Here is an 11,293-nt window from a genome sequence, read left to right on the forward strand (position 1 = left end):
ATCGCCAGTGGTGGTTTCCGCCACATTACGCACCCCCCAAGGCCGATGGCACCCCCGCTCTGACCCAGGGCCCGTCATGAGCATTACCATCAGCGGCCATGGGGGGCTGGGAGCACACGCGGAGCGGACGCCACGGGCGCCCCTTCCGGCGTGCCGTCCTCGCGCTGCTGGTCGCGGCCGGGGTGGCGGCCGGCATGGCCCTCCTGTGCGTGCGGCCCGCGGCGGAACCCGGACGGGTGCACGCCGGACACGCGGCGCACGCCACCTGCGTGTCCCCGTACGACCTTCCGGGCTGCTCCCCCCTCGCCCATGTGACCCCCGCCGTGCTGCCCGCCCCGCCGCCCGCCGCGGCCCTGCCCGGGAGCGGACCGGCGCCCGCCGCCCGCCCCGGCGCGGCCCCGGGGCCGGTGCGGCCGCACGGCACCCTCGCGCGCGCCCCCGGCCTGCACGTCCTGCAAGTGCTGCGGACCTGAGCGCTCCGGCGCACCGGACGACATCTACGGCACCACCCCCACACCCCCCTCAGCAGAAGGAATCAAGGGCACATGGCCAGCAGGACGTCACAGCAGAACTCCCGCCAGCAGCGCATAGCCGAGATGCGCCGCGCCGAGCAGTCGCGCGAGCGGCGCAACAAGTTCCTCGCGATCGGCATCTCCACGGCGATCGTCGCCGGCCTCGTCGGATTCGGGGCCTGGGTGCTGATCGACCAGAAGCAGAAGGAGAAGGACGCGGAGGCGGCCCGCAAGGCCCCCGTCTCGGGCGAGCAGACCTGGGACGCGAAGAAGCTCGGCCGCAACCACGTCGAGACCCCGGTCAAGTACGAGATGAACCCGCCGGTCGGCGGTGACCACCACCCCCGCTGGATGAACTGCAACGGCGACGTCTACAAGAACCCGGTCCCCGAGGTGAACGCCGTCCACTCGCTGGAGCACGGCGCCGTCTGGGTGACGTACAACGACAAGGCCGACAAGGCCGAGGTCGACAAGCTCGCGGAGAAGGTCGGCAAGACCCCCTACACGCTGCTCAGCCCCGTCAAGGAGCAGGCCGGCGCGATCATGCTCAGCGCCTGGGGCAAGCAGATGACCGTGGACAAGGCGGACGACCCCCGCGTGGCGCAGTTCTTCACCAAGTACGTGCAGGGCACGCAGACGCCCGAGCCGGGTGCGGCCTGCACCAACGGGCTGGGCGAGAAGTGACCCGTACGTACTGGGCGGCGGGCGCGGCCGTCGTGCTGGCCGTGCTGTTCGCGGTGGGGGCCACGGTCGCCACCGCGAACGGACCGGACGGCGACCGCGCCGGCTCCGCCGCGCCGGCCCTGTACTCGCCGGACGCGGGCTTCGCCCGGGACATGGCGGTGCACCACCAGCAGGCGGTGGAGATGTCCTTCATCGTCCGCGACCGCACCCAGGACGAGCCCGTGCGCGGGCTCGCGTACGACATCGCGAACACGCAGGCCAACCAGCGCGGCATGCTGCTGGGCTGGCTGGACCTGTGGGGACTGCCGAAGGTGGTGGCGGACGAGCCGCCGATGTCCTGGATGCGGTCCGGTGAGGGGCACGGCGGCCACGCCGGGCACGCCGGGGCCAAGCCCGGGGCGCTGATGCCCGGCATGGCCACCAAGGAGGAGCTGGAGCGGCTCGGCGCGGCGAACGGCCGGGACGCCGAGGTGCTGTACCTCCAGCTGATGACCGACCACCACAAGGGCGGCGTCGCCATGGCCGAGGGCTGTGCCCACCAGTGCCGCACCCCTGCGGAGCGGGCGCTGGCGCAGGGCATGGCCGAGGCGCAGCAGTCGGAGCTGAAGCTGATGGAGGACATGCTCCGCCGGCGCGGGGCGGCGCCGCGTTAGGGCGTACGCCGTCTAGGCGGCGGCGTCCAGGACCGCCCGTGCCACCTGGTGCGGGCGGTCCAGCATGACCAGGTGCCCGGCGGGTTCCGCGACCTCGAAGCGGGCGCCGAGCGCGTCGGCCAGTGCCGCCTGGCGGCCGAGCCAGCGCGGGGCGGCGTCGCCGGGCGGGCCGTCGTGGCCGGCCAGGACGGTGGCGGGTGCCTTCAGCGGGTGCTCCGCGCGCAGGGCGAGCAGTTCGGCGGCGGTGTCGGGGTAGCGGGAGTTCTCCAGGAGGGCCCCGCGCCAGACCCGGCCCGTGCGGTAGCAGCGGCGTACGAGGTCCCGCGGGGCGGGGTCCGCGGCCCGGCCGGCCCTGGAGGCCCGTACGGCCCCGGCCCGCAGCGCGGGCCCCAGCGCGGCGGGGAGCCCGGCGGCGGTGACGGCCCGGCCGAGTGCGCGGGCGGCGCCGGTGCGCAGCGCGGCGGGGAGCAGCGTGCGGGGGGCCTCCTCGACGCTGGAGTCGACCAGCACCAGGGCGGCGGTGCGCTCGGGGTACAGGCGGGCGAAGGCCTCGGCGTGGAACCCGGCGATGGAGTGCCCGACGACGGTGACGGGGGCGGCGTCCAGCCCCAGCGCGTCCAGCAGCCCGGCGATCCGGCGGGCCTCCGCGGCGGCGCCCGGCGGCTCGGCGGCCGGGGCGCTCAGGCCGTGGCCCGGCCGGTCGAAGCGGATCACGGTCCGGCCCCGGGCGACGAGCAGGGTCGCGACCGGGTCCCAGTCGAACCAGGCCATGGCGAGCCCGGCGCTCAGCACCACGGCGGGCCCGGCGCCGTCACCGCGGCCCTCGACGACGACGTGCAGCGGGACCCCGTCCACCCGGACGAAGCGGGCCGGGGGGTTCAGGGCGGGGGCGTTCACGTACGGCCCTCCTTGTGGACGGAGTGGGCCAGCAGCCCGAGCCAGAGCGCGACCAGCAGCACCTGGAGCCGCTGTCCCGCCCCGAGCGCCCAGGTCCCGTGCCCGGCGGTGAACAGGGCGATGGCGGTCAGGGTCCAGGCGGTGGCGAGCAGTTCCAGGACGACGAGGGCGGGGCCGTAGCGGGCGAGGGGCGCGAGCCGTCCGTACCGGCGGGCGGCGAGGGTGAGGGCAACTATCCCGAGGAGGGCGCCGGTCATGGCGAGGCTGCTGCTGACGGCGTGGGCCTGGTGGGTGGCGGGGACGAGGCCGGCGGTCTCGCGGGCGGCGCACTCCGGGTCGGCGGTCGGCTGGCAGCTGAGCGGCAGCCAGGCGTCGGCGGCGGTGGCCGCGCCGAAGAGGGTGACCCCGGCCCAGCCGGCGACGGCCCAGAAGCCCCGGGACTCGGGGTGGCGGACCAGGCGGGCCAGGGCGAACAGCCCGCCGAGGAAGACGAGCAGGCCGGCGGTGAAGTCGGTGGCCCGGAAGAGGCCGCCGAGGGGCTGGTCCTGGGCGGCGAGCTCGCTGACGTACGTCTCGATGGGGTTGAGGCCGGTGGAGAGGACGACTTCGAGCACCCATGCGGTGTAGGCGGCCGCGCCGAGACCGACGAGGAGGGCGACGGGCCACGTCGTGTGGGGTGGGGCTCCTTCGGGGCGGTACGGACGGTTCGGGCGTTCTGTACGCATGGTGTGAATGATCCTCAGCAGATCCGGCGTCGGCGTGCGGCGCCCCCGGGCGGCGCCGCTGCTGGGGATCGCCGGGATGCGCACCCTGGGCCATCCGGCCGAGTCCCACACGGGGACAACGGGCGCGCCACCCGCCGCGTTCCCCTGGGGGTACCCCCGGTGGAGGTCCAGATTCCGGCACATCGGCCGATTCCGCGCCCCAGTGCCGGGGCCGGGGCCGAAACGGCTTGGAGGGGGGCGGAGGGCATGGCAGTCTGCCCGCATCGTCCGTACACCGCGCCTCCCGCCCCGTACGCCGCACACTCCAAGGACGCCGCCAGGTATGAGCACGCCCCCGAACCCGCCCGAGCCCGAGCCCGAGGTCACGCCCATACCCGAGACGGCGAAGCCGTCACTGGAGAAGACCCCGCCGGCGGACGCCCCAGCCCCCGAGCCGGAGCCGGAGCCCGAGCCCGAGCCCGAGCCCGGGCCGGAGCCGGAGCCCGGGCCGGAGCCGGAGCCCGGGCCGGAGCCGGAGCCCGGGCCGGAGCCGGAGCCCGGGCCGGAGCCGGAGCCCGGGCCGGAGCCGACGAAGCCGTCGCTGACGAAGACCCCGCAGCCGGAGGCCCCGCAGGCCGGTGCCGCGCCGGCGGAGGCCCCGGCCCCGGAGCAGGCGGGCCCGTCGCTGACCAAGGCCCCCGCGCCCGAGGCCCCCGTGCCCCCCGTGCCCGTGGCTCCCGCTCCGGAGGATGCCCCGCCGCCGGAGTCCGCCCCGGCGCAGACCCCGCCGCCCGCGCAGACCCCGCCGCCCGCGCCGCCCGTGGAAGAGTTCAACCCCTGGGCGACGCCCGCCCCCGGAGCGGTCCCGCCGCGGTTCGCGCCGCCCGTCGGCGCCTGGGGGCAGCCCGCGCAGGCCTGGCAGCCCCCGGCGGCGCCCTACGCCGCGTACCCCGGCTACCCCGGCCACCCGGGCTACGCCGCCCACCCCGGCTACCCGCCCGTGCCCGCCGCGCCCTCCAACGGGATGGCCGTCGCCGCGCTGGTGCTGGGCCTGGCGGCCGTCCCCGTCGGCCTCGTGCCGTTCGTGTTCTGGGTCGGGGCGCTCCTCGGCCTCACCGCCGTCGGCCTCGGCATCGCCGCCTTCGTCCGCGCCCGGGCCGGCGCCCCGCGCAAGGTGATGTCCCTCTTCGGCGTCGCCCTCGGCATCCTCGGCCTCGGCGCCTGCGTCGGCGGCTGGTTCCTCACCGTCACCTTCGTCGACAGGGCCGTCGACCGCGCCTCCCGGAACGTCGTGGTCGACCCGGACGAGGACTGGGAGGAGGACTGGGACGAGGACGAGGACTGGGAGGAGGACCCGTTCCCCACGCCCCCGCCGGGCCCCGGCATGACCGCCCCGCTCGACTTCGGCCGTACGTACACGTACCCGAACGGCGTCAAGGTGACCGTCGAGGCGCCCCGGAAGTACACCACCGCCAGCAAGTGGATCGAGGTGGGCAACGCGGTCGAGGTGCGCTTCACCATCACCAACACCTCCGCCGAGCCCCACCGCGTGATCCACGCGATCCCCGAGGTCCGTGACGAGCGGGGCAACGCCGGCAGGCTCGTCTTCGACGGCCGGATGCCGAAGCGCGTCGACACCGTGCTCGACCCCGGCCAGACGGCCTCCGGCAGTGCCGCCTTCGAGGTGCCGGAGGGGACCCGGAGCATCAGCGCGGAGCTCTCCCCCGGCGTCCTGCTGCCCCCGGCGAAGTTCACCGGCACCGTCCGCTGAACCACCCGCGACGGCCGGGACCCAGGACATCGCGTCAGAAAGACGATTAGACTGGGTCCCGTGCCTCAACTTCGCCTCGCGCTGAATCAGATCGACTCGCAGGTCGGCGACATCGCCGCCAACTCCGACTCGGTCGTGCACTGGACGCGGCACTCCGCCGAGCAGGGCGCCCACCTCGTGGCGTTCCCGGAGATGACGCTTACGGGTTACCCCGTCGAGGACCTGGCCCTGCGGGCGTCCTTCGTCGACGCGTCCCGTACCGCCCTGACCGCGCTCGCCCGCCGCCTGGCCGACGAGGGGTTCGGCGGGCTCCCCGTCGTCGTCGGCTACCTCGACCGCAGCGAGCGGGCCGCCCCCCGGCTCGGCCGCCCCGCCGGCTCCCCGGAGAACGCCGCGGCCGTGCTGTACGGCGGCGAGGTCGTGCTGCGGTTCGCCAAGCACCACCTGCCCAACTACGGGGTGTTCGACGAGTTCCGGTACTTCGTGCCGGGCGACACCCAGCCCGTCGTCCGGGTCCACGGCGTCGACGTGGCCCTCGCCATCTGCGAGGACCTCTGGCAGGAGGGCGGCCGCGTCCCCGCCACCCGCGCCGCCGGGGCCGGGCTGCTGATCTCGATCAACGCGTCCCCGTACGAGCGCAACAAGGACGACGTCCGCCTCGAACTGGTCCGCAAGCGCGCCCAGGAGGCCGGCTGCACCCTCGCCTACCTGGCGATGATCGGCGGTCAGGACGAGCTGGTCTTCGACGGCGACTCGATCGTCGTGGACGCCTCCGGCGAGGTCGTGGTCCGCGCCCCGCAGTTCTCCGAGGGCTGCGTCCTGGTCGACCTGGACCTCCCGGCCGCGCGGGCCGACGCCCCCGAGGGCGTCGTCGACGACGGCCTGCGCATCGACCGCGTGATCCTCTCCGAGGAGCCGGTGGAGGCGTACGAGCCGGTCGTGACCGGCGGCTACGCCGAGCGGCTGGACGACGACGAGGAGGTCTACGACGCGCTGGTGGTGGGCCTGCGGGCGTACGTCCGCAAGAACGGCTTCCGCTCCGTCCTGATCGGGCTCTCCGGGGGCATCGACTCGGCGCTCGTCGCGGCCATCGCCTGCGACGCGATCGGCGCGCAGAACGTGTACGGCATCGCCATGCCCTCGAAGTACTCCTCGGAGCACTCCAAGGGCGACGCCGCCGATCTGGCGGCACGGACCGGGTTGAACTTCCGCACCGTCCCGATCGAGCCGATGTTCGACGCGTACATGGGCTCGCTGGGCCTGACCGGCCTGGCGGAGGAGAACCTCCAGTCCCGGCTGCGCGGCACCATGCTGATGGCGGTCTCCAACCAGGAGGGCCACATCGTGCTGGCACCGGGCAACAAGTCCGAGCTGGCCGTCGGCTACTCCACCCTCTACGGGGACTCCGTCGGCGCCTACGGGCCGATCAAGGACGTGTACAAGAGCGACGTCTTCCGGCTCGCCCGCTACCGCAACCGGGCCGCCGCCGAGCGGGGCGAGACCCCGCCCATCCCGGAGAACTCGATCGTGAAGCCGCCGAGCGCCGAGCTGCGCCCGGGGCAGGTGGACACGGACTCGCTGCCGGACTACCCGGTGCTCGACGCGGTCCTCGACCTGTACGTGGACCGGGACCGGGGCCTGGAGGAGATCGTCGCGGCCGGCTTCGACCGGGAGCTCGTCGCGAAGACCCTGCGGATGGTGGACACGGCGGAGTACAAGCGCCGCCAGTACCCGCCGGGCACCAAGATCTCCGCGAAGGGCTTCGGGAAGGACCGCCGGCTGCCCATCACCAACGGCTGGCGCGAGCGGCCGTAGCCGGGGCCGGGCCGGCCGCCCCGCGGGCGGCCGGCCGCGCCGTCACTTGCGCACGGTCAGCCGGGCGGCGACGGGCAGGTGGTCGCTGCCCGTGCGCGGCAGGGTCCAGGAGGCCTCCGGCTTCGCCCCGCGCACCATGATCTGGTCGATCCGGGCCATCGGGAACTGCGCCGGCCAGCTGAAGCCGAAGCCGTCGCCGGCCGCACCCTGTGTGGAACGCATCTGCGAAGTGACCTCGGACAGGGCGCGGTCGTTCATGGTTCCGTTGAGGTCGCCGAGCAGGATGACGTTCTTCAGCGGTTCGGCGGCGAGGGCCGCACCGAGCGCGTCGGCGCTGTTGTCGCGCTGGTTGGCGGTGAAGCCGGCGTTCAGCTTGACGCGGACCGAGGGCAGGTGGGCGACGTACACGCCGATCTCGCCGAAGGGGCTGGCGACGGTGGTGCGCATGGCGCGGGTCCAGCCGAGCCGGATGTCGACGGGCTTGCTGGAGGTCAGCGGGTACTTGCTCCACACGCCGACCGTGCCCTCGACCGCGTGGTACTTGTACACGCCTTCGAGTGCCTTCTCGTAGGTCGGGACGGCGCCCGCCTTGAGCTCGGTGAGGGCCAGTACGTCGGCCCGCGACTTGGCGACCGCCTCGGCGGTGCCGCGCGGGTCCGGGTTGTCGGCGTCCACGTTGTGGGTGGCCACCATCAGGTTGCCGCCGGAGCCCGACTTGTCGGTGACCAGGCCGCCGAAGAGGTTCACCCAGACCGCGGCCGTCAGCAGTATCGCGATCAGGGCCGTCGCCGACTTGCGGACCACGGCGACGGCCAGCAGCACCGGGACGGCCAGGCCCAGCCAGGGCAGGAAGGTCTCGGTGAGGCTGCCGAGGTTGCCGACGTCGTTGGGCAGCTCGGCGTGGAAGACCATGATCAGTGAGATCAGCGCGGCGATGCCGGCCGTGACGATCCCCCGCTTCCAGATCCCCCGGTCGCGGCGGAGCTCGGCCAGCCGGCGTTTCAGGCCGGATCCGGAGGGACCGGGCTCGGAGCCGTCGTTCCCCGTCTCCGTCATGTACGCCTGTGCCATGCCTAATCCTCGCTGCCGTGCTCGCGCTCCGTCCCCGCCCCTTGACCCTAGGCGATGTTCGGAGCCTTCCGTGCCGACCTCGCGGCCGTACAACCGGGAGGACGAACGGCCGTGCGGCAAGGGTTCCGGTTGTCACGAAACGCGCACATTGGCTCCGGCGCGCCTGGAGGCGGGCCAGGAGTGTGACGGACGGGTCAGCGCGTCGCAGCCCCGCCACTTCCGTCGACGGCCGGACGAGTGCCACCATGGTGGGTGAGTCCGGGGACGCCGTGAGGGCGCCTCGAGATGACACAAGGAGCAGTTGCAATGACGCATGCCGTTTCGCCTGCCCGCGAAGCCGCCTCCCCCACCCTGTACGGAGGCACCGGCACCCGCCGGATCACCGTCCGGGACCTCATGCTCGCCAAGGAGCGCGGCGAGAAGTGGCCCATGCTCACCGCCTACGACGCCATGACGGCGTCGGTGTTCGACGAGGCCGGCATCCCGGTGATCCTCGTCGGTGACTCGATGGGCAACTGTCACCTCGGCTACGACACCACCGTCCCCGTGACGATGGACGAGATGACCCTGCTGTCGGCGGCCGTCGTACGGGGCACCAGCCGTGCCCTGGTCGTCGGCGACCTGCCGTTCGGCTCCTACCAGGAAGGCGCCGTGCAGGCGCTGCGCAGCGCGACCCGGCTGGTGAAGGAGGCCGGTGTCGGGGCGGTCAAGCTGGAGGGCGGCGAACGCTCGCTGCACCAGACCGAGCTGATCGTGCAGTCCGGCATCCCGGTCATGTCCCACCTGGGCCTGACCCCGCAGTCCGTGAACGCCATGGGCTACCGGGTGCAGGGCCGCACCGACGAGGCCGCGCACCAGCTGCTGCGCGACGCGAAGGCGGCGCAGGACGCGGGTGCCTTCGCGGTGGTCCTGGAGCTGGTCCCGGCCGAGCTGGCCGCCGAGGTCACCCGGTCCCTGCACATCCCGACGGTCGGCATCGGCGCCGGTTCGGAGTGCGACGCGCAGGTGCTGGTGTGGACCGACATGATGGGCCTGACCGGCGGGAAGATGCCGCGCTTCGTGAAGCAGTACGCGAACCTGCGGCAGACCATGGGTGACGCGGCGAAGGCCTTCGCCGAGGACGTGGTCGGCGGAACGTTCCCGCAGGAGGAGCACGCCTTCCACTAGTCCCGGAAGCACCGACCTGTAGTACTGCCGGTCGGTACCGCCCGGCAGTACCGACAGCCCGCCGACAGCCCCGTCGGCGGGCTGTCGGCGTCCCGTCGGCCGGCTGTCGGAGCTTTGTCAGAGGCGGCTGGTCCCATGGTGGACATGACGCGAAACGACAAGAACTCCCACGCCGTGGAAGTGCGGGGGCTGGTCAAGCACTACGGCGACACCAAGGCCCTGGACGGGGTCGACCTGGACGTCCGCGAAGGCACCGTGCTCGGTGTCCTCGGCCCGAACGGCGCCGGCAAGACCACCCTGGTCCGCTGCCTCTCCACCCTGATCGTCCCCGACGCGGGCACCGCCACGGTCGCCGGCTACGACGTGGTCCGCCAGCCCCGGCAGCTGCGCCGCAAGATCGGCCTGACCGGCCAGTACGCCTCGGTCGACGAGAAGCTCTCCGGCCGGGAGAACCTCTACATGATCGGCCGGCTGCTGGACCTGTCCCGCAAGGACGCCCGGGTCCGCGCGGACGAGCTGCTGGAGCGGTTCTCCCTCACGGAGGCCGCGAAGAAGGCGGCGATGAACTACTCCGGCGGCATGCGCCGCCGGCTCGACCTGGCCGCCTCGATGATCGGCCGCCCGGCGGTGCTCTACCTGGACGAGCCGACCACCGGCCTGGACCCCCGTACCCGCAACGAGGTGTGGGACGAGGTGCAGCGGATGGTCGCCGAGGGCGTCACCGTCCTGCTCACCACCCAGTACATGGAGGAGGCCGAGCAGCTCGCGAGCGAGCTGACGGTCATCGACCGCGGCAAGGTCATCGCCAAGGGCAAGGTGGACGAGCTGAAGGCCCGCGTCGGCGGCCGCACCCTGCGGATCCGCCCGGTGGACCCGTCCGACCTGCCGGGCATGGCCCGCGCGCTGGCGGAGACCGGTCTGGACGGCATCGCCGGCTCCCAGGCCGTGCCGGACGAGGGCGTGCTGCTGGTCCCGATCCTCAGCGACGAGCAGCTGACCGCCGTGGTCGGGCTGCTGGCCGCCTGCGGCTACGCGATCGCCGACATCGGCACGTACCTGCCCAGCCTGGACGAGGTGTTCCTGTCCATCACCGGCCAGAAGCCGGCGACGGCCGAGGACGCCGTACCCGCCCATCGGAACGAGACGGATCAGGAGGTCGCGGCATGAGCACCGTAACCACGACGAAGCCCCGCACCACCGCGGCCGCCCCGGCCGCCTCCCCGGTGCCCTCCGAGGGCCGGATCGGCCTGCGGGCCAACCTGCGCCACATCGGCGCCCTGGTCCGGCGCAACGTCCTCCAGATCAAGCAGGACCCGGAGTCGATGTTCGACGTCCTGTTCATGCCGATCATCTTCACTCTGCTGTTCGTGTTCGTCTTCGGCGGCGCGATCTCCGGCAAGGGCAACCAGGGCGAGTACGTCAACTACGTCGTCCCGGGCCTGATGGCGATGATGGGCATGAACATCGCGATGGGTGTCGGCACCGGCGTCAACGACGACTTCAAGAAGGGCGTGATGGACCGCTTCCGGTCCATGCCCATCGCCCGCTCCTCGGTCCTCATCGCGAAGATCGTGGTCGAGCTCGGCCGGATGATGGTCGCCATCGCGATCCTGCTCACGGTGGGCTTCGTCCTGGGCCTGTCCATCAAGTCCTCGGTGCTGGACCTGCTCCTCGCCATCGGGCTGTCGGCCGTCTTCGGCGCCTCGCTGATGTGGATCTTCATCCTGCTCGGGCTCACCCTGAAGACCGCCCAGGCGGTCCAGGGCATGGCGATGCTCGTCCTGATGCCGCTCCAGTTCGGCAGCTCGATCTTCGCGCCGCCCACCACGATGCCCGGCTGGCTGCAGAACTTCACCGACCTCAACCCGCTGTCCAACCTGGCCGACGCGGCCCGCGGCCTGATCAACGGCACCCCGCTGGGGAACTCCGTGTGGATCACCCTGGCCTGGTCGGTCGCCATCACGGCCGTCACCATGCCGATCGCGGTCCGCAAGTTCCGCCAGAAGACCTGATCCCGGG

11 protein-coding genes are annotated in these 11,293 nt (G+C 73.2%); 8 read left to right on the forward strand and 3 right to left on the reverse strand.

The genetic code is table 11. The features are described from left to right. Positions 1 to 98 precede the first annotated feature (98 nt). The 3 genes from ACZ597_RS13860 to ACZ597_RS13870 all read left to right on the forward strand — a co-directional run bounded on the left by ACZ597_RS13860 (position 99) and on the right by ACZ597_RS13870 (position 1,849). Positions 99 to 473 carry a hypothetical protein gene (locus tag ACZ597_RS13860; protein ID WP_471328729.1) on the forward strand — a complete coding sequence of 125 codons (375 nt, stop codon included), beginning with the start codon at positions 99 to 101 and terminating at the stop codon, positions 471 to 473. Positions 474 to 545: 72 nt separating this feature from the next. Then, the gene (locus ACZ597_RS13865; RefSeq protein WP_471328730.1) at positions 546 to 1,196 is read left to right on the forward strand and encodes a DUF3105 domain-containing protein; all 651 of its coding nucleotides are present in this window, start codon (positions 546 to 548) and stop codon (positions 1,194 to 1,196) included. After that, a complete protein-coding gene (locus tag ACZ597_RS13870; protein WP_471328732.1) occupies positions 1,193 to 1,849 on the forward strand; it encodes a DUF305 domain-containing protein in 657 nt (218 codons plus the stop codon). The genes ACZ597_RS13865 and ACZ597_RS13870 overlap by 4 nt, the downstream gene beginning before the upstream one ends. Positions 1,850 to 1,861: 12 nt before the next feature. Here the strand turns inward: ACZ597_RS13870 and ACZ597_RS13875 are convergent, their stop codons facing one another. Both ACZ597_RS13875 and ACZ597_RS13880 read right to left on the reverse strand, forming a co-directional pair. Further along, entirely contained in the window at positions 1,862 to 2,746 is an 885-nt protein-coding gene (locus ACZ597_RS13875) for an alpha/beta fold hydrolase (protein WP_471328734.1), read from the reverse strand. Further along, entirely contained in the window at positions 2,743 to 3,471 is a 729-nt protein-coding gene (locus tag ACZ597_RS13880) for a DUF998 domain-containing protein (RefSeq protein ID WP_471328736.1), read from the reverse strand. Before ACZ597_RS13880 ends, ACZ597_RS13875 begins: the two co-directional genes overlap by 4 nt. Before the next feature lie 322 nt (positions 3,472 to 3,793). Here ACZ597_RS13880 and ACZ597_RS13885 point away from each other — a divergent pair, with 322 nt between their 5' ends. Both ACZ597_RS13885 and ACZ597_RS13890 read left to right on the forward strand, forming a co-directional pair. Next, positions 3,794 to 5,221, forward strand: coding sequence for a DUF4190 domain-containing protein (locus tag ACZ597_RS13885; protein ID WP_471328737.1), 1,428 nt, complete (start codon positions 3,794 to 3,796; stop codon positions 5,219 to 5,221). Positions 5,222 to 5,281: 60 nt separating this feature from the next. Next, positions 5,282 to 7,036: an NAD+ synthase gene (locus ACZ597_RS13890; protein ID WP_471328739.1), complete on the forward strand. Its 1,755-nt coding sequence runs from the start codon at positions 5,282 to 5,284 to the stop codon at positions 7,034 to 7,036. A gap of 42 nt (positions 7,037 to 7,078) precedes the next feature. Here the strand turns inward: ACZ597_RS13890 and ACZ597_RS13895 are convergent, their stop codons facing one another. After that, the gene (locus ACZ597_RS13895; RefSeq protein ID WP_471328741.1) at positions 7,079 to 8,107 is read right to left on the reverse strand and encodes an endonuclease/exonuclease/phosphatase family protein; all 1,029 of its coding nucleotides are present in this window, start codon (positions 8,105 to 8,107) and stop codon (positions 7,079 to 7,081) included. Between the two features lie 306 nt (positions 8,108 to 8,413). Between ACZ597_RS13895 and panB the strand changes: the two genes are divergently transcribed. The 3 genes from panB (at position 8,414) to ACZ597_RS13910 (ending at position 11,286) form a co-directional block, all read left to right on the forward strand. Next, positions 8,414 to 9,274, forward strand: coding sequence for a 3-methyl-2-oxobutanoate hydroxymethyltransferase (panB, locus tag ACZ597_RS13900; protein ID WP_125819458.1), 861 nt, complete (start codon positions 8,414 to 8,416; stop codon positions 9,272 to 9,274). 144 nt (positions 9,275 to 9,418) lie between these two features. Continuing rightward, the gene (locus ACZ597_RS13905) at positions 9,419 to 10,441 is read left to right on the forward strand and encodes an ATP-binding cassette domain-containing protein (RefSeq protein ID WP_471328743.1); all 1,023 of its coding nucleotides are present in this window, start codon (positions 9,419 to 9,421) and stop codon (positions 10,439 to 10,441) included. Next, positions 10,438 to 11,286: an ABC transporter permease gene (locus tag ACZ597_RS13910; RefSeq protein ID WP_471328744.1), complete on the forward strand. Its 849-nt coding sequence runs from the start codon at positions 10,438 to 10,440 to the stop codon at positions 11,284 to 11,286. Before ACZ597_RS13905 ends, ACZ597_RS13910 begins: the two co-directional genes overlap by 4 nt. Positions 11,287 to 11,293 lie beyond the last annotated feature (7 nt).

The sequence above is a fragment of the Streptomyces sp. NPDC040718 genome (assembly GCF_055593565.1).